Annotated in this window: 17 protein-coding genes; 11 read left to right on the top strand and 6 right to left on the bottom strand. The window is 50.8% G+C overall.

Going from position 1 to position 19,157, the window contains the following annotated elements; genetic code table 11:
- Nucleotides 1-13: 13 nt before the first annotated feature.
- Complete coding sequence (gene fruK / locus ACJHYR_RS14030) at nt 14-952, bottom strand: 1-phosphofructokinase (protein WP_000091263.1); 939 nt, start codon at nt 950-952, stop codon at nt 14-16.
- Nucleotides 952-2,082, bottom strand: a complete 1,131-nt coding sequence (gene fruB / locus ACJHYR_RS14025; RefSeq protein WP_000487246.1) for a fused PTS fructose transporter subunit IIA/HPr protein — start codon at nt 2,080-2,082, stop codon at nt 952-954. Before fruB ends, fruK begins: the two co-directional genes overlap by 1 nt.
- Before the next feature lie 367 nt (nt 2,083-2,449).
- Between fruB and setB the strand changes: the two genes are divergently transcribed.
- Nucleotides 2,450-3,631 carry a sugar efflux transporter SetB gene (setB, locus tag ACJHYR_RS14020; protein ID WP_000551977.1) on the top strand — a complete coding sequence of 394 codons (1,182 nt, stop codon included), beginning with the start codon at nt 2,450-2,452 and terminating at the stop codon, nt 3,629-3,631.
- On the opposite strand, the gene ACJHYR_RS14015 is transcribed toward setB, so the two are convergent.
- Nucleotides 3,628-3,882 carry a YkgJ family cysteine cluster protein gene (locus ACJHYR_RS14015; protein WP_000389030.1) on the bottom strand — a complete coding sequence of 85 codons (255 nt, stop codon included), beginning with the start codon at nt 3,880-3,882 and terminating at the stop codon, nt 3,628-3,630. The genes setB and ACJHYR_RS14015 overlap by 4 nt on opposite strands.
- A gap of 154 nt (nt 3,883-4,036) precedes the next feature.
- Between ACJHYR_RS14015 and yeiP the strand changes: the two genes are divergently transcribed.
- The 10 genes from yeiP to yejF all read left to right on the top strand — a co-directional run bounded on the left by yeiP (nt 4,037) and on the right by yejF (nt 16,476).
- Nucleotides 4,037-4,609, top strand: coding sequence for an elongation factor P-like protein YeiP (gene yeiP, locus ACJHYR_RS14010; protein ID WP_001136827.1), 573 nt, complete (start codon nt 4,037-4,039; stop codon nt 4,607-4,609).
- 222 nt (nt 4,610-4,831) lie between these two features.
- Entirely contained in the window at nt 4,832-6,298 is a 1,467-nt protein-coding gene (locus ACJHYR_RS14005; protein WP_021564471.1) for a mannitol dehydrogenase family protein, read from the top strand.
- Between the two features lie 117 nt (nt 6,299-6,415).
- Nucleotides 6,416-7,402 (top strand): zinc-binding GTPase YeiR, encoded by a 987-nt coding sequence (gene yeiR, locus ACJHYR_RS14000; protein WP_072837471.1) that lies wholly within the window; start codon nt 6,416-6,418, stop codon nt 7,400-7,402.
- Nucleotides 7,403-7,440: 38 nt separating this feature from the next.
- Nucleotides 7,441-8,154, top strand: coding sequence for a Kdo(2)-lipid A phosphotransferase (gene lpxT / locus ACJHYR_RS13995; protein WP_001297918.1), 714 nt, complete (start codon nt 7,441-7,443; stop codon nt 8,152-8,154).
- Between the two features lie 411 nt (nt 8,155-8,565).
- Nucleotides 8,566-9,132, top strand: coding sequence for a bifunctional murein DD-endopeptidase/murein LD-carboxypeptidase (gene mepS / locus ACJHYR_RS13990; RefSeq protein ID WP_000241011.1), 567 nt, complete (start codon nt 8,566-8,568; stop codon nt 9,130-9,132).
- A gap of 180 nt (nt 9,133-9,312) precedes the next feature.
- A complete protein-coding gene (locus ACJHYR_RS13985) occupies nt 9,313-10,869 on the top strand; it encodes a cyclic di-GMP phosphodiesterase (RefSeq protein WP_039720150.1) in 1,557 nt (518 codons plus the stop codon).
- Nucleotides 10,870-10,950: 81 nt separating this feature from the next.
- A complete protein-coding gene (locus ACJHYR_RS13980) occupies nt 10,951-12,765 on the top strand; it encodes an extracellular solute-binding protein (protein WP_059327975.1) in 1,815 nt (604 codons plus the stop codon).
- Nucleotides 12,766-13,860: a microcin C ABC transporter permease YejB gene (locus ACJHYR_RS13975; protein WP_000501604.1), complete on the top strand. Its 1,095-nt coding sequence runs from the start codon at nt 12,766-12,768 to the stop codon at nt 13,858-13,860.
- Complete coding sequence (locus ACJHYR_RS13970) at nt 13,860-14,885, top strand: ABC transporter permease (RefSeq protein ID WP_001590366.1); 1,026 nt, start codon at nt 13,860-13,862, stop codon at nt 14,883-14,885. Before ACJHYR_RS13975 ends, ACJHYR_RS13970 begins: the two co-directional genes overlap by 1 nt.
- Nucleotide 14,886: 1 nt before the next feature.
- Nucleotides 14,887-16,476, top strand: a complete 1,590-nt coding sequence (gene yejF, locus ACJHYR_RS13965) for a microcin C ABC transporter ATP-binding protein YejF (RefSeq protein ID WP_000194914.1) — start codon at nt 14,887-14,889, stop codon at nt 16,474-16,476.
- A 3-nt stretch (nt 16,477-16,479) separates the two neighbouring features.
- On the opposite strand, the gene ACJHYR_RS13960 is transcribed toward yejF, so the two are convergent.
- The 3 genes from ACJHYR_RS13960 to rsuA all read right to left on the bottom strand — a co-directional run bounded on the left by ACJHYR_RS13960 (nt 16,480) and on the right by rsuA (nt 19,070).
- Entirely contained in the window at nt 16,480-16,824 is a 345-nt protein-coding gene (locus tag ACJHYR_RS13960) for a YejG family protein (RefSeq protein WP_000202798.1), read from the bottom strand.
- Nucleotides 16,825-17,156: 332 nt separating this feature from the next.
- A complete protein-coding gene (gene bcr / locus ACJHYR_RS13955; protein ID WP_000213361.1) occupies nt 17,157-18,347 on the bottom strand; it encodes a multidrug efflux MFS transporter Bcr in 1,191 nt (396 codons plus the stop codon).
- 27 nt (nt 18,348-18,374) lie between these two features.
- Entirely contained in the window at nt 18,375-19,070 is a 696-nt protein-coding gene (rsuA, locus tag ACJHYR_RS13950; RefSeq protein WP_001234850.1) for a 16S rRNA pseudouridine(516) synthase RsuA, read from the bottom strand.
- Between the last annotated feature and the right edge of the window lie 87 nt (nt 19,071-19,157).

Raw genomic sequence — 19,157 nt, 5'->3', positions numbered from 1 at the left:
GCCTCTCCTGCTGTCAGTTAAAAGGTTGTAAGTCGACGCGCGCCATCATTGCGGCCAACTGCGGACGATCGGTAATACCCACATTGCTTTGACTTACCGCCAGGGCTGCAACAGCTGTCGCCAGACGCAGTGTGTGTTCACTGGATTCACGCATCAGCAAGCCATAAATCAGGCCACCAACCATAGAATCCCCTGCGCCAACGGTGCTTACGACATCGACTGACGGTGGTTTGGCGATCCATTCGCCGGAGGCATTAACCCAAAGCGCGCCTTCGGCACCCAGTGAAATAACGACATGCGCGATACCTTGTTCACGCAGCGCATGCGCAGCTTCAATCACATCTTTCATTTCAGGCAGTTTACGGCCCGCCCAGATTTCCAGCTCGCGGCGGTTAGGTTTCACCAGCCACGGTGCCGCTTTCAAACCTGCTACTAACGCTTCACGGCTACTATCAAAGATAATGCAAGGACACTGACTACGCAGGCGAGTCATCCAGTCGGTGAACGCTTCCGGGCTGACGCCTGACGGTAAGCTTCCGCTGACACAGACCATATCGAACTGACCGAGCCAGCTCAGAGAATCAGTCACAAAGCGTTCCCAGTCGGCGGGGGTGACTTCAAAACCCGAGAAGTTGAAGTCGGTCACTTCGCCGTCTTTTTCCGTCAGCTTAACGTTAATTCGGGTGCGCCCCTGTACAACCTGGAAACGGTTGGCAATGCCCAGCTCGCTGAACAGTTGCTGAAAACCATCCTGATTGTCTTTACCGAGGAAGCCGCCAACGGTGACATCAATTCCCAGGTCTTTTAATACTTTGGCCACGTTGATGCCTTTACCCGCCGCATGCAGACCGGTGGTTTTCACCAGGTTCACTTCGCCGCGTTCAATTTCCGGGCAGAAACCAACAAGGTCATAAGCCGGATTAAGGGTGATAGTAGCAACACGTCTGCTCATTATGCGCCCTCCCCAAGACCAGCAGCGATAGCGTCGCCAATGGCTTTCAGCGCCTGTTCAGCATCTGCACCCTGGGCGGTAAAGCGTAGGCGATGACCTTTCTTAACGCCAAGTGCCACAACTTTCATCAGACTACGTCCGTTTGCCGGTTTGCCGGTGCCATCAAGGTTTGTCACGGTAATATCACTGTTAAATTGTTTAATGGTATTGACCAGCATGGTACCTGGACGAGCATGCAGGCCGTGTTCATTGCGCACCACAAACTCCGCGCTTAACACGTCGTCGGTCGGCGCATCATCGCTGGTCAGCAACGCCAGCAACGTTGCCGCATCCGCTTTCAGCAAGCGGTCAGCTTTATTGTCGAGTAACAAATCAGCGAGACGCTTTAGAACCGCAATGGGCTGATCGTCATTCATCGCCACACTCACCAGCATGGCTGCCGTTTCGCCGTCCACATCAAAAGCATTTGCCGCACGGCTTACCGCAATCGCGCTACGCAGATTGCCTTCGGCACTATCGCTCAGCCAGATACCCTGTCCGAGGTTCAGCGGTTGTTCATTGATGGCTTTGGTGACGAAAGTGGCGTCAACTGCCCCCGCCTCTTTCAGACGAGCAGCGTTCAGCGCCTGAAGAGTCAGCAGATCGCTGGCGACGATATCCAGCGTCAGCATTTCGTTGTCGAGCTTCAGCTGCTCACTCTGCTTTTCGCCCATCAGCAATGCGCGAAGTTCTTCTGCTGTTGTTGCTGACTTCAGTTGTTCAGCAACGGAATCATCGCTCAGTACGTGGGTCAGCTGGCGTAGCAGGCCCAGATGTTCATCCGAGCTGGCAGCAATACCGATCGCCACGTACGCTACCTGGCCGTCACCCCAGGTGACGCCTTCCGGGAACTGAAATACCTGAACGCCGGTTTTCAGCACCTGATCGCGGGTGTCGGTAGTGCCGTGTGGAATAGCAATACCATTGCCGAGGAACGTAGAGGTTTGCTGTTCGCGCGCCAGCATGCCATTGACGTAGCCTTCAGCTACATTACCGGCCTGCACCAGCGCCGCAGCGACCTGGCGAATCGCCTCTTCTTTGTCTCCGGCCTTTTCGCCCGGATGGATGTCCTGTACGGATAACTGGAACATAGTTCTCCTCTCTTGCTGAATTGAAACGATTCAGCTTCTATGAGAAAAAAAGCGCCAACCTGGCTTAGGGTTAAAGACAAGATCGCGCTGAAACGTTTCAAGAAAGCATAATACTTCTGTTTCAGCACGCAAGGAAAGCCGTAAAGTTATGAGCAAAAGTTTGATGTGCTGCACAATTTTTTGTCATTTTTCCTAATTGCTGATGGGAAAATCCGTTATCAGCAATTTCATTTCAGCAGCGTCAGCAGCCAATCAGCAACAGTGAAATGGCATTTTGATTATTCGTGGCGCTTTTGATTTCGCTGTCTGTTTATTTTCTGACAAGCAGCGTAAACTCCGCGTCTTCCTCTTCCAGTGATCGACCAGCATGCATAACTCCCCCGCAGTCTCCAGCGCGAAATCGTTTGATCTGACCTCGACGGCGTTTTTAATCGTTGCCTTTCTCACCGGTATTGCGGGCGCTCTGCAAACCCCGACACTCAGTATTTTTCTTACCGATGAAGTACATGCCCGTCCGGCGATGGTGGGATTCTTCTTTACCGGCAGCGCTGTCATTGGGATTCTGGTGAGTCAGTTTCTCGCCGGGCGCTCTGATAAGCGCGGCGATCGCAAATCGCTGATTGTCTTTTGCTGCCTGTTAGGCGTGCTGGCCTGCACTCTTTTTGCCTGGAATCGCAACTACTTTGTTTTGCTATTCGTTGGCGTCTTTCTTAGCAGCTTTGGCTCGACTGCTAACCCGCAAATGTTTGCCCTCGCCCGTGAACATGCTGACAAAACCGGACGTGAAGCGGTGATGTTCAGCTCTTTTTTACGCGCTCAGGTTTCACTGGCATGGGTCATTGGCCCGCCGCTGGCTTATGCCTTAGCGATGGGTTTCAGCTTTACAGTAATGTATCTGAGCGCAGCGGTAGCGTTTATTGTTTGCGGCGTGATGGTGTGGCTGTTTTTACCGTCGATGCAAAAAGAACTTCCACTGGCGACCGGCACGGTTGAAGCGCCGCGCCGTAACCGTCGCGATACGCTGCTGCTGTTTGTCATTTGTACATTGATGTGGGGCTCGAACAGCCTGTACATCATCAACATGCCGCTATTTATTATCAACGAACTGCATCTTCCCGAGAAACTGGCCGGTGTGATGATGGGAACCGCCGCCGGGCTGGAAATCCCGACCATGTTGATTGCCGGATATTTCGCCAAACGTCTGGGTAAGCGTTTCTTAATGCGCGTTGCTGCCGTGGGTGGCGTCTGTTTTTACGCAGGAATGCTGATGGCGCATTCACCTGTCATTCTGTTGGGCTTGCAGCTGCTTAATGCTATTTTTATTGGCATTCTGGGCGGCATCGGGATGCTCTATTTTCAGGATTTGATGCCCGGTCAGGCAGGTTCAGCCACCACGCTCTATACCAACACTTCGCGCGTGGGCTGGATCATCGCAGGATCAGTGGCGGGCATCGTCGCCGAGATCTGGAATTATCACGCTGTGTTCTGGTTCGCGATGGTGATGATTATCGCCACTCTGTTTTGCTTACTGCGGATTAAAGATGTTTAAGGCGCGGTCAGCATTTCCAGATCGATAAGCCAGGTCATTGCCTGCTGACGCGAGTTACCGCACATTTCAGCGCTGGCTTGTAAGCCCGCACAAACTTTCGGTCGCAGTGGCGAGGTGAAAATTTTACAGCGTTGCTGTTCATCAAGCTGAATGCAGGGCGTATTGGCGGGCTTGCCATCTGGCATACCGGGAATAGGGCTGGAAATTGAAGGGGCAGTGCAACACGCCCCGCAACCCGGACGGCATTCCATACGTTGTTCTCTTAAGGTTAACCACCGGATTGATGAGCGCGCACAGTACCACCTTTTTTGCACCAGCAAAAGTGCGAATACCACTTGCCCGAAAGGCCCGTCGCGAGTACTTTGTCGCGATATTTTTGACATTTTCGACTACAGGAATTTTTCGATGCCAAGAGCGAACGAAATTAAAAAAGGTATGGTACTGAATTACAACGGCAAACTGCTGCTGGTTAAGGACATTGATATTCAGTCGCCCACTGCCCGCGGTGCCGCTACGCTGTACAAAATGCGTTTTTCTGATGTCCGTACCGGGCTGAAAGTAGAAGAGCGTTTCAAAGGAGATGATATCGTTGACACCGTGACTCTGACCCGCCGTTACGTTGACTTCTCCTATGTCGATGGTAACGAATATGTCTTTATGGATAAAGAAGACTATACCCCGTATACCTTCACCAAAGATCAGATTGAAGAAGAGTTGCTGTTTATGCCAGAGGGCGGCATGCCGGACATGCAGGTGCTGACCTGGGACGGTCAACTGCTGGCGCTTGAGCTGCCGCAGACCGTTGATCTGGAAATCGTTGAAACCGCACCTGGCATCAAAGGGGCATCTGCCAGCGCCCGTAACAAACCGGCGACATTGAGCACTGGTCTGGTGATTCAGGTACCAGAATACTTAAGCCCGGGCGAAAAAATTCGTATCCATATCGAAGAACGCCGTTATATGGGGCGTGCTGACTAACTTCAGCCGCATGCAGAAAAGGGATAGCTCAGGCTGTCCCTTTTTTAATTTATTATACCAATCTTCTATTTTGCGCTTCCTGAACACCTTACGCCCGCAATATTCACTCGTTGATTGATCGCCCTCACACTTCATCGCATTAACAATCCAGACCAATTTCAATTGCTGTCATATAACTTTACACTGTCATTGTTAATTAATCGTTACTAAGACGTGACTCCTATGAATACAATCGCCTCCGTTACGCTCCCGCATCATGTACACGCTCCACGCTACGATCGCCAGCAGTTGCAATCACGTATCGTTCATTTTGGCTTTGGTGCCTTTCACCGCGCACATCAGGCATTACTGACCGATCGTGTGCTGAATGCCCAGGGCGGCGACTGGGGGATCTGTGAAATCAGCTTGTTCAGCGGCGATCAACTGATGAGCCAGCTCCGCGCACAGAACCATTTATATACCGTGCTGGAGAAAGGGGCGGACGGCAATCAGGCGATAATTGTCGGTGCCGTTCACGAATGCCTGAATGCAAAACTGGATTCCTTAGCGGCAATTATTGAGAAGTTTTGCGAGCCACAGGTGGCAATTGTTTCCCTGACGATTACCGAAAAAGGCTATTGTATTGACCCGGCCACCGGTGCACTCGACACCAGCAATCCGCGGATTATTCACGATCTACAAACCCCTGAAGAACCTCACTCCGCACCGGGTATTCTCGTCGAAGCACTGAAACGCCGCCGTGAGCGCGGCCTTACACCGTTTACCGTACTCTCCTGCGACAATATTCCCGACAATGGCCATGTGGTGAAAAACGCGGTGCTGGGAATGGCAGAAAAACGTTCGCCAGAACTCGCCGGGTGGATAAAAGAACACGTCAGTTTTCCGGGAACCATGGTCGACCGTATTGTTCCGGCAGCAACCGACGAATCACTGGCGGAAATCAGTCAGCATCTGGGGGTGAATGATCCCTGCGCGATTAGCTGCGAACCGTTTATCCAGTGGGTGGTGGAAGATAACTTCGTCGCTGGGCGTCCTGCCTGGGAAGTCGCAGGTGTACAAATGGTGAATGATGTCCTGCCATGGGAAGAGATGAAACTGCGTATGCTTAATGGCAGCCACTCTTTTCTCGCTTATCTGGGTTACCTCTCAGGATTCGCCCACATCAGTGATTGCATGCAGGATCGCGCATTTCGCCATGCCGCCAGAACATTAATGCTGGATGAGCAAGCGCCGACACTGCGAATTAAAGATGTCGATTTAACACAATATGCGGATAAGTTAATTGCACGTTTTGCTAACTCGGCGCTGAAACATAAGACCTGGCAAATCGCAATGGATGGTAGCCAGAAATTACCGCAACGTATGCTGGCAGGTATTCGCATACATCTGGCGCGCGAAACGGACTGGTCGTTGCTGGCATTAGGCGTTGCAGGCTGGATGCGTTACGTCAGCGGCGTTGATGATGCCGGAAATGCCATTGATGTTCGCGATCCGCTTAGCGATAAAATTCGCGAACTTGTTGCGGGCAGTAGCAGTGAACAACGCGTCACCGCCCTGCTTTCCCTGCGTGAAGTTTTCGGTGATGATCTGCCAGATAACCCGCATTTTGTGCAGACCATCGAACAAGCCTGGCAACAAATCTCACAATTCGGCGCGCATCAGGCGCTATTAAACACCCTCAAAATTTAACGATTTCTGCGGTTAAAGCGGATGAAGCTCGCCTTCGTCCGCTCTCCCCTTCTCTTTTCTGCCTTTTTTAGCCAGGATTAACGCTCAGTTAACTTACCAGAGTATTGCGGAGCCGTTGTGACCAGGACCAACCTCATCACCGGTTTTCTCGGCAGCGGGAAAACCACGTCGATTCTTCATCTGTTAGCCCATAAAGATCCCAACGAAAAATGGGCGGTACTGGTTAATGAATTTGGGGAAGTCGGAATTGATGGTGCTTTGCTCGCCGATAGCGGCGCACTGCTGAAAGAGATCCCCGGCGGCTGCATGTGCTGCGTTAATGGTTTACCCATGCAGGTAGGGTTGAATACCTTACTGCGTCAGGGAAAACCAGACCGCTTGTTGATAGAGCCGACCGGGCTGGGCCATCCGAAACAGATCCTCGATCTCTTAACCGCGCCAGTCTATGAACCGTGGATAGATCTGCGCGCCACCTTGTGCATTCTCGATCCACGCCTGCTGCTGGACGAAAAAAGCGCCAGCAATGAAAACTTCCGTGACCAGTTGGCTGCCGCAGACATCATTGTCGCCAATAAATCCGACCATGCGACGCCCGAAAGTGAGCAAGCGCTACAGCGCTGGTGGCAGCAAAATGGTGGCGATCGGCAATTAATTCACAGTGAGCATGGGAAAGTTGACGGTCATCTTCTGGATTTGCCGCGTCGCAATTTAGCCGAGTTGCCCGCCAGCGCCGCGCATTCTCATCAGCATGGCGTGAAAAAAGGGTTAGCAGCGTTAAGCCTGCCAGAGCATCAACGCTGGCGTCGCAGTCTGAACAGCGGGCAAGGATATCAGGCCTGTGGCTGGATATTCGACGCTGATACGGTATTCGACACCATTGGCATTCTGGAATGGGCGCGACTTGCACCGGTGGAACGCGTCAAAGGCGTGATGCGTATTCCCGAAGGGCTGGTGCGAATCAACCGTCAGGGCGATGACCTGCACATTGAAACGCAAAACGTTGCGCCACCGGACAGTCGTATTGAGCTGATTTCCAGCAGCGAAGCTGACTGGAATGCCTTGCAGAGCGCGCTGTTGAAGCTTCGTTTAGCGACTACCGCGTAAGGTTGCCTGCGTTTTTCAGTAAGATAATTAGAGAAAATATGATTAAAAATTTGCCGCAAATAGTGTTGTTGAATATTGTCGGCCTCGCGCTGTTTCTTTCCTGGTATATTCCCGTTAATCATGGATTCTGGTTGCCGATTGATGCGGATATTTTTTATTTCTTTAATCAGAAACTGGTCGAAAGTAAGGCCTTTTTGTGGCTGGTTGCATTGACCAACAATCGCGCTTTCGACGGTTGTTCTCTGCTGGCGATGGGAATGTTGATGCTGAGTTTCTGGCTGAAAGAAAACGCCCCTGGCAGACGACGTATCGTGATTATTGGTCTGGTCATGCTATTAACTGCAGTGGTATTAAACCAGCTGGGTCAGGCATTAATTCCTGTAAAACGGGCCAGCCCAACATTGACTTTTACCAATATTAACCGCGTCAGCGAACTGCTCTCTGTCCCCACGAAAGATGCCTCACGAGATAGCTTTCCCGGCGATCACGGTATGATGCTGCTTATTTTTTCGGCATTCATGTGGCGTTATTTCGGCAAAGTTGCAGGCCTTATCGCCCTTATTATTTTTGTGGTTTTTGCATTTCCCAGAGTAATGATTGGCGCACACTGGTTTACTGACATCATTGTAGGTTCGATGACCGTGATATTGATCGGTTTGCCCTGGGTGTTGCTGACGCCATTAAGTGATCGATTAATCACCTTTTTTGACAAATCACTACCGGGAAAAAACAAACATTTCCAAAACAAATAACTCACAGTAATTAACATCATCAGGGTTATTTTTATAGTGAGGATAATCCTGATGATGCGCACCGTGCTTTCATCCATCGCGCGCAAAAATCATTCTCTAAGTAAATGAATGGATTGCATGCGTTTCACTCAATCGTACTTTAATTGACCAATCCCGCTTATTAACTTTCTGTATCACTTTTTCTTATAAAAAATCATGTAAAACCGCTCGCCAAGACCGCACCAATCGGGTAATCTCGAACTCGTTTTGCCTCGGCGGTAGATTATCCTCACAGCATATAATTTTGTGCGTTAGTCCACAGATTTGGCCTTAAGGAATTGTTTCAACATGCCCAGGTAATTAGTCTCGTGTCGCTTGGCATTTTTTTATAACGATATTTGTCGTTAAGGACTTCAAGGGAAAACAAACAACATGGTCAAATCTCAACCGATTTTGAGATATATCTTGCGCGGGATCCCCGCGATTGCAGTAGCGGTTCTGCTTTCTGCATGTAGTGCAAATAACACCGCAAAGAATATGCATCCTGAGACACGTGCAGTGGGTAGTGAAACATCATCACTGCAAGCTTCTCAGGATGAATTTGAAAACCTGGTTCGTAATGTCGACGTAAAATCGCGAATTATGGATCAGTATGCTGACTGGAAAGGCGTACGCTATCGTCTGGGCGGCAGCACTAAAAAAGGTATCGATTGTTCTGGTTTCGTACAGCGTACATTCCGTGAGCAATTTGGCTTAGAACTTCCGCGTTCGACTTACGAACAGCAGGAAATGGGTAAATCTGTTTCCCGCAGTAATTTGCGTACGGGTGATTTAGTTCTGTTCCGTGCCGGTTCAACGGGACGCCATGTCGGTATTTATATCGGCAACAATCAGTTTGTCCATGCTTCCACCAGCAGTGGTGTTATTATTTCCAGCATGAATGAACCGTACTGGAAGAAGCGTTACAACGAAGCACGCCGGGTTCTCAGCCGCAGCTAATAAACCGTTTGGATGCAATCCCTTGGCTATCCTGACGAGTTAACTGAAAGCACTGCTTAGGCAGTGCTTTTTTGTTTTCATTCATCAGAGAAAATGATGTTTCCGCGTCTTGATCCAGGCTATAGTCCGGTCATTGTTATCTTTTAAATGTTGTCGTAATTTCAGGAAATTAACGGAATCATGTTCATACGCGCTCCCAATTCTGGACGTAAGCTCCTGCTTACCTGCATTGTTGCAGGCGTGATGATTGCGATACTGGTGAGCTGCCTTCAGTTTTTAGTGGCCTGGCATAAGCACGAAGTCAAATACGACACACTGATTACCGACGTACAAAAGTATCTCGATACCTATTTTGCCGACCTGAAATCCACTACTGACCGGCTCCAGCCGCTGACCTTAGATACCTGCCAGCAGGCTAACCCCGAACTGACTGCCCGCGCGGCGTTTAGCATGAATGTCCGTACGTTTGTGCTGGTAAAAGATAAAAAAACATTCTGTTCATCTGCGACTGGTGAGATGGACATTCCACTCAATGAATTGATTCCGGCGCTCGACATTAATAAAAACGTCGATATGGCGATCTTACCCGGCACGCCGATGGTGCCGAACAAACCCGCAATCGTCATTTGGTATCGCAACCCGTTGTTGAAAAATAGTGGCGTGTTTGCCGCGCTGAATCTCAATCTGACACCTTCACTCTTCTATAGCTCACGGCAGGAAGATTACGATGGTGTCGCCCTCATTATTGGTAATACTGCGCTATCTACCTTTTCGTCACGTTTGATGAATGTTAATGAATTAACCGACATGCCGGTCCGTGAAACTAAAATTGCGGGCATTCCTCTGACCGTTCGGCTTTATGCAGATGACTGGACATGGAACGATGTGTGGTACGCATTTTTACTGGGCGGCATGAGTGGAACTGTCGTTGGCCTGCTTTGCTATTACCTGATGAGCGTACGTATGCGCCCCGGCAGAGAAATCATGGCCGCCATCAAGCGCGAACAATTTTACGTGGCGTATCAACCGGTGGTGGATACACAATCTTTGCGAGTAACGGGCCTGGAAGTACTGCTACGCTGGCGGCATCCTGTCGCGGGAGAAATTCCCCCGGATGCCTTCATTAACTTTGCCGAATCGCAAAAGATGATTGTGCCGCTGACTCAGCACCTGTTTGAGTTAATTGCCCGCGATGCCGCAGAATTAGAAAAAGTACTGCCGGTAGGCGTCAAATTTGGCATTAACATTGCGCCGGACCATCTGCACAGCGAAAGCTTTAAAGCAGATATCCAGAAACTGCTCACTTCCCTACCCGCGCACCACTTCCAGATTGTGCTGGAAATTACCGAGCGCGATATGCTGAAAGAGCAAGAAGCCACGCAACTCTTTGCCTGGCTACACTCGGTCGGCATAGAAATTGCTATTGATGACTTCGGTACCGGGCACAGCGCGCTTATCTACCTTGAGCGTTTTACGCTCGATTATCTGAAAATTGACCGTGGATTTATCAACGCCATCGGTACGGAAACGATCACTTCACCCGTACTTGACGCGGTGCTGACGCTGGCGAAACGTCTCAATATGCTTACGGTTGCTGAAGGGGTCGAAACGCCGGAACAGGCGCGATGGCTAAGCGAACGCGGCGTTAATTTCATGCAAGGCTACTGGATTAGTCGCCCGTTACCGCTGGACGATTTTGTCCGCTGGCTGAAGAAACCGTATACGCCGCAGTGGTAAGGTGTGCTTACGTCCCTTATTATTCATAGTGAAAGCATGCCGGATTGCGGCTAATGATGAGTAAAAGGAAATCCGTTGCAGATGATTGTGCGCATACTGCTGCTGTTTATCGCTCTGTTCACCTTCGGTGCGCAGGCGCAGGCTATCAAGGAAAGCTATGCCTTTGCCGTGCTGGGCGAACCCCGGTACGCCTTTAATTTCAACCATTTTGATTATGTGAACCCCGCCGCGCCAAAAGGGGGGCAGATAACGTTGTCAGCCCTCGGCACCTTCGATAATTTCAACCGCTATGCACTGCGCGGCAACCCGGGCGCACGCACCGAGCAGCTGTACGACACGCTATTTACGACTTCCGATGACGAACCAGGCAGTTATTACCCGCTGATTGCTGAAAGTGCACGCTATGCTGACGATTATTCCTGGGTGGAGGTCGCTATTAATCCGCGCGCCCGTTTTCATGATGGTTCGCCCATTACTGCCCGCGATGTAGAGTTTACTTTTCAAAAATTTATGACCGAAGGCGTGCCGCAATTTCGTCTGGTCTACAAAGGCACCACCGTCAAAGCCATTGCACCATTAACCGTGCGTATTGAGTTAGCTAAACCCGGCAAAGAAGATATGCTGAGTCTGTTTTCGCTGCCGGTATTTCCAGAAAAGTACTGGAAGAATCACAAACTTAGCGACCCGCTCGCCACGCCTCCGCTTGCCAGTGGTCCGTACCGAATTACGTCCTGGAAAATGGGGCAAAATATTGTCTATTCCCGCGTGAAAGATTACTGGGCAGCAAACTTACCGGTAAACCGTGGACGCTGGAATTTCGACACCATTCGCTACGATTATTACCTCGATGATAATGTCGCCTTTGAAGCGTTTAAAGCCGGTGCCTTTGATTTGCGTATGGAAAACGACGCCAAAAACTGGGCCACGCGCTATACCGGTAAAAATTTCGATAAGAAATACATCATCAAAGATGAGCAAAAGAACGAATCAGCCCAGGATACGCGCTGGCTGGCGTTTAATATCCAACGTCCGGTATTCAGCGATCGCCGGGTGCGGGAAGCGATCACTCTCGCCTTTGACTTTGAATGGATGAACAAAGCGTTGTTTTACAATGCCTGGAGTCGCACGAACAGTTATTTTCAGAATACCGAATACGCGGCCAGAAATTACCCCGACGCCGCGGAGCTGGTGCTTCTGGCACCAATGAAAAAAGATCTACCGCCAGAAGTCTTCACGCAAATCTACCAGCCGCCGGTATCCAAAGGCGATGGCTACGATCGTGACAACCTGTTAAAAGCCGACAAACTTCTCAACGAAGCGGGCTGGGTGCTGAAGGGTCAGCAACGCGTAAATGCCACAACGGGTCAGCCGCTCAGATTTGAGTTATTGCTACCTTCGAGCAGCAATAGTCAGTGGGTATTGCCGTTCCAGCACAGCCTGCAACGGCTGGGTATCAACATGGACATTCGCAAAGTGGATAACTCGCAAATCACCAACCGCATGCGCAGTCGCGACTATGACATGATGCCGCGCGTATGGCGGGCGATGCCGTGGCCCAGTTCCGATTTACAGATTTCCTGGTCATCGGAATATATCAATTCCACTTATAATGCCCCCGGCGTGCAAAGCCCGGTTATCGACTCGCTGATCAACCAAATTATTGCCGCGCAGGGAAATAAAGAAAAATTACTGCCGTTGGGGCGAGCACTGGATCGCGTATTAACGTGGAATTATTACATGCTGCCAATGTGGTATATGGCGGAAGACCGTCTCGCCTGGTGGGATAAATTCTCTCAACCCGCAGTGCGCCCTGTTTACAGCCTGGGTATCGATACCTGGTGGTATGACGTTAATAAAGCGGCCAAACTGCCGTCAGCCAGACTACAGGGAGAGTAGATGGGCGCTTATCTGATTCGCCGTCTGTTGCTGGTGATCCCAACGTTATGGGCGATTATCACTATCAACTTTTTCATCGTGCAAATTGCGCCTGGCGGTCCGGTCGACCAGGCTATCGCCGCCATTGAGTTTGGTAATGCCGGAGTATTACCCGGCGCAGGCGGTGAAGGTGTTCGCGCCAGCCATGCGCAAACGGGCGTCGGCAATATCAGCGACAGTAATTACCGTGGCGGACGAGGATTAGATCCAGAAGTGATCGCCGAGATCACTCATCGCTACGGTTTCGATAAGCCGATCCACGAACGTTACTTCAAAATGCTCTGGGACTACATCCGCTTTGATTTTGGCGATAGCCTGTTTCGCAGCGCCTCAGTGCTGACGCTGATTAAAGACAGTCTGCCGGTTTCCATCACCCTCGGATTGTGGAGCACGCTGATTATCTATCTGGTGTCGATTCCGTTAGGCATTCGCAAAGCTGTTTATAATGGTAGCCGCTTTGACGTCTGGAGTAGCGCATTTATCATCATCGGCTACGCCATTCCGGCCTTTTTGTTTGCCATCCTGCTGATTGTCTTCTTCGCAGGCGGCAGCTATTTCGACCTGTTCCCTCTACGCGGCCTGGTTTCCGCTAACTTTGATTCGCTGCCGTGGTATCAGAAAATCACCGATTATCTGTGGCATATCACGCTGCCGGTGCTGGCGACAGTGATTGGCGGCTTTGCGGCGCTGACCATGCTGACAAAAAACTCATTCCTTGATGAAGTGCGCAAGCAATACGTGGTGACCGCCCGTGCGAAAGGGGTAAGTGAAAAAAATATTCTCTGGAAACATGTGTTCCGCAACGCCATGCTGCTGGTGATTGCCGGTTTTCCGGCGACGTTTATCAGCATGTTTTTTACCGGCTCGCTGCTGATTGAGGTGATGTTTTCACTCAATGGTCTTGGCTTACTGGGCTACGAAGCGACCGTCTCGCGCGATTATCCTGTAATGTTTGGTACCTTGTATATTTTCACCCTGATTGGCCTGCTGCTGAATATTGTCAGTGATATCAGCTATACGCTGGTCGATCCGCGTATAGATTTTGAGGGACGTTAATGTCGCGACTCAGCCCCGTCAATCAGGCCCGTTGGGCGCGTTTTCGTCATAACCGTCGCGGCTACTGGTCGTTATGGATTTTCCTCGTTTTGTTTGGTTTGAGTTTGTGTTCTGAACTGATCGCCAACGATAAACCGTTGCTGGTGCGTTATGACGGCAGTTGGTATTTCCCGTTGTTGAAAAACTACAGCGAAAGCGATTTTGGCGGCCCGCTGGCAAGCCAGGCTGATTATCAGGACCCGTGGCTGAAACAGCGGTTGGAAGATAAAGGCTGGGTACTGTGGGCACCGATTCGCTTTGGCGCTACCAGTATCAACTTTTCTACCGACAAGCCCTTCCCCTCCCCACCCTCCCGGCAAAACTGGCTGGGAACGGATGCCAATGGCGGCGATGTGCTGGCACGTATTCTCTATGGCACGCGGATCTCAGTTCTGTTTGGCCTGATGCTGACCCTCTGCTCCAGCGTGATGGGCGTGCTGGCGGGGGCGCTACAAGGCTATTACGGCGGTAAAGTCGATCTCTGGGGGCAACGTTTTATTGAAGTATGGTCGGGGATGCCGACGCTGTTTTTGATTATTTTACTTTCCAGCGTCGTACAGCCTAACTTCTGGTGGCTGCTGGTAATTACCGTCTTGTTTGGCTGGATGAGTCTGGTCGGCGTGGTGCGGGCGGAGTTTTTACGTACCCGTAATTTCGACTACATCCGCGCGGCGCAGGCGCTTGGCGTCAGCGATCGCAGTATCATCCTGCGTCATATGTTGCCAAATGCCATGGTCGCTACCCTCACCTTTTTACCGTTTATTTTATGTAGTTCGATCACCACCCTGACCTCACTCGATTTCCTCGGCTTCGGTCTGCCGCTCGGTTCACCGTCACTCGGCGAACTGCTGTTACAAGGGAAAAATAACCTTCAGGCCCCGTGGCTTGGGATCACCGCCTTCTTGTCGGTGGCGATATTGTTGTCTTTGCTGATCTTTATTGGTGAAGCCGTCCGCGACGCATTTGATCCTAATAAGGCGGTGTAGCATGACGCAAACTCTGTTAGCGATTGAAAATTTGTCGGTGGGTTTTCGCCATCAGCAAACCGTACGTACAGTAGTCAATGATGTTTCACTTCAGATTGAGGCTGGCGAAACGCTGGCGCTGGTGGGTGAGTCTGGTTCAGGTAAGAGCGTTACCGCGCTGTCAATTTTACGCCTGCTCCCTTCCCCGCCGGTTGAATATCTCTCCGGCGATATTCGTTTTCATGGCGAATCGCTGCTTCATGCCAGCGATCAAACGTTGCGCGGTGTACGCGGTAATAAGATCGCCATGATTTTTCAGGAGCCGATGGTGTCATTAAATCCATTGCATACCCTGGAAAAACAGCTTTATGAAGTGCTTTCACTCCACCGCGGGATGCGTCGGGAAGCGGCTCGTGGCGAAATTCTTAACTGCCTTGATCGCGTCGGTATCCGCCAGGCGGCAAAACGGCTGACAGATTATCCGCATCAGCTCTCCGGCGGCGAACGCCAGCGGGTGATGATTGCGATGGCGCTGTTAACGCGACCGGAATTATTAATTGCCGATGAACCAACCACCGCACTGGACGTCTCTGTTCAGGCGCAGATTTTACAGCTGTTGCGCGAACTGCAAGGCGAGCTGAATATGGGTATGCTGTTTATTACTCATAACCTCAGCATTGTCAGAAAACTGGCCCATCGCGTGGCGGTAATGCAAAACGGTCGCTGTGTCGAGCAAAATAACGCCGCTACGCTATTTGCCTCACCCACTCATCCTTACACACAAAAGCTACTCAACAGTGAACCGTCAGGCGACCCGGTACCATTGCCAGAACCTGCCTCAACGTTGCTGGATGTTGAACAGCTGCAGGTTGCCTTCCCCATTCGCAAAGGGATTTTGAAGCGCATTGTGGATCATAATGTGGTGGTGAAAAACATCAGTTTTACGCTACGGGCGGGTGAAACACTGGGTTTAGTGGGCGAGTCCGGTTCCGGGAAAAGCACGACGGGACTGGCGCTGCTGAGACTGATTAACTCTCAGGGCAGCATTATCTTTGACGGTCAGCCACTGCAAAATTTAAATCGCCGCCAGCTGTTACCTATTCGTCATCGCATTCAGGTGGTATTTCAGGATCCAAACTCCTCGCTCAACCCACGGCTCAACGTTTTGCAGATTATTGAGGAAGGCTTACGGGTTCACCAGCCGACGCTTTCCGCCGCACAACGCGAACAACAAGTGATAGCCGTGATGCATGAAGTGGGATTAGATCCTGAAACACGCCACCGTTATCCGGCGGAGTTCTCTGGTGGTCAGCGGCAACGTATTGCGATTGCCAGGGCGTTAATTCTTAAGCCCTCGCTGATCATTCTTGATGAACCAACATCATCGCTCGACAAAACGGTACAGGCGCAAATATTGACGCTATTGAAATCATTGCAACAGAAGCATCAATTGGCCTATTTGTTTATCAGTCACGATTTGCACGTTGTCCGCGCGTTATGTCATCAGGTTATCGTACTGCGACAAGGGGAAGTAGTGGAACAAGGACCGTGCGCGCGCGTGTTTGCCGCACCGCAGCAGGAGTATACGCGTCAGCTACTGGCGTTGAGCTGACGCTTAAAAAGGATTGTAGTTTGAAAAGGGTTCGGCAATTGCCACACCAAAATTTTTCAATCGGCATGTTGCTGCAAACTCGTCCTGGCGATTTACAAACAGGCACGGCTCACCTTCACACTCCAGCACCGAGCATGGAACTTCGATGTCGCTTAACGCCTGGCTTAGTTTGTACATCACCGACCATGCATTATCACCATCCGGGCTAAGCAATTTAAGCGCCACCAGGCTGTTGTCACCGCACGGTCCATTTTGCGGAATCGGTTCAACCTTCGAACCTGCGAAACCAGCAGACCAGCGATAGTTCTGCGGCAGTCGATGGACGATTGAGAGTTGTAATGAAGTCACTTATTTTCCCCGGAAGCACATTTACTTCACAATTTGTTTACATCAATTTTAACACATCATCAACAATCCGTCTTTATACAGATCGTAAAGATTGATGCCTCGCCAGCGTGGCCTCTATGGCTCTGATTTAAATAATATCTGCGGGCGTGGTCACGTTTGCGGGGCTATATGTACCCGTTTCTGCGATCTAACTCAACCTTTTTAACTACAATGATGTGACTTTTTACATAAATTGATTTTACATAAAATAAACATATATCGGGGGAATGATGGATTTATGGTTGACATGCATCAACAAAGGAAGCCTTTTAGCTTCCTCGTTGTGCAATAGATCACCGTTTTTTCGGCCGACTGGCGTACAGACAGAAGAGAATGGAGCTGGTTGCGCAGAATGCAATTGACCAAATCATCGGCCATGCAGAGTTAAAGGTCGCAAGAGAAAGCAATGCGCCAACAATTGCCCCTATGCCGAAACGGAAGGTTCCTGCCAGCGAAGATGCCGTTCCCGCCATATGGGGAAACTCATCCAGAATGACCGCCATCGCATTGGATGACACCATCGACACGCAGCCCACAAACGCCGCAACGCCAACCACCAGCGACCAGAATCCCAGCCCCAGCAGCGCACTGATGACCATCCACGCCGCCATAATAAACTGTATCCACAACCCCGAGCGGAACATATTTAACGCGCCAATTCGGCGGACGAAGCGGCTGTTAAAGATAGTCATCACGAACAGAAAAACAATGTTTAGCGCAAAGTAATAACCAAAGTTTTCCGGCGCGACGTGGTTAATTTCAATGTAGACAAACGGTCCGGCGCTCAGGAACGAGAACATCCCGGCAAAGCTGAAACCGCTGGCCAGCATATAACTCAGGACACGCTTATGACGGAACAGCGCCGCAAAGTTACCAATAGTGGTACGAATGTGAAAAGGCTGGCGACGCTCCGGTGGTAAGGTTTCTTTGATCAGAAAGAAGATCATTGCCGAAGCCAGAATCGCCGCTAATGCCAGGATCCAGAAGATGTAATGCCAGCTCAGCCACACTAGCACCCAACCGCCGACAATCGGTGCCATCAGCGGTGCAATGGTCGTCACCAGCATGACAAACGACATCATCCGCGAGAACTCTTCTTTCGGGTAGATATCACGCATCAAAGCGTTGATAACCACGCTGGCCGCAGCCGCAGCCAGCCCGTGGAAGAAACGCATCACAATCAGCTGATCGATGGTGTTTGCCAACGCACACGCCACCGCGGCGGCGGCAAACACCAGCGTACCGCCGAGCACCACCGGCTTACGCCCGAAACTGTCTGCCATCGGCCCGTAGATTAACTGCCCCAACGCAAAGCCCAGAATATAAGTACTGAGGGTCATCTGCGTACTGCCTGCCGGTACGCCAAACTGCGCTGAAATTACCGGTAGCGCGGGCAGATACATATCAATCGACAGCGGCATCAACATGGCCAGCAGGCCAAGGATAAAAACAATAGCAAACGACGAATGCTGTCGGGTGGTCACAACGGGCTCCTGAAAGTCATTGAAAAGTTAGACGACGCTGGCAATTTCTTCTTCAGTTAACGGACGATATTCACCGGGGGCTAAATCAGCATCCAGCGTAATGCCGCCAATACGTTCACGATGCAGCTCAACCACATGGTTACCCACGGCGGCGAACATACGTTTCACCTGATGATAACGCCCTTCGCTGATGGTCAGACGAACCTGCGTTGGGGTAATCACTTCCAGCACCGCCGGCTTAGTGAGATCTTTTTCGTTATGCAGCTGCACGCCTTTAGCAAATTGCTCTGCCGTATCGTCAGCTACGGGTGATTCCAGCGTCACCAGATAGGTCTTCTCGCAATGATGGCGCGGGGAAGTAATGCGGTGCGACCACTGACCATCATCTGTCATTAGTACCAGACCGGTGGTATCGATATCCAGACGCCCTGCGGCATGCAGTTTCCACGCTACCGGTTCATCCAGAAAATAGAGCACCGTTGGGTGATCCGGGTCGTCCGTGGAGCAAACATAGCCCTGAGGCTTATTGAGCATGAAGTAACGTGGACCGTGTTGCTGCGCCAGCGGGTTGCCATCGTAAGCGACATCATGTTCAGGAAGCAGTTTGAACGCTGCATTACGAACGATTTCGCCATCGACGGTGACACGATTGCCGCGGATTTCACGCCCGGCAATAGCACGGCTAACGCCGAGTTGCTGTGCGATAAATTTATCAAGTCGCATGTGTGTGATTTTGCCTGTAAAAACGGAGGTCGGGCATTGACCCGAAAATCTGAACTGTTGTCTGCCCAGTATAGCGGTCTAATAACT

This window comes from Escherichia sp. WS1450 (assembly GCF_046487395.1).
GTDB lineage: Bacteria > Pseudomonadota > Gammaproteobacteria > Enterobacterales > Enterobacteriaceae > Escherichia > Escherichia coli.
This window is presented reverse-complemented; position numbering and strand designations above follow the sequence as displayed.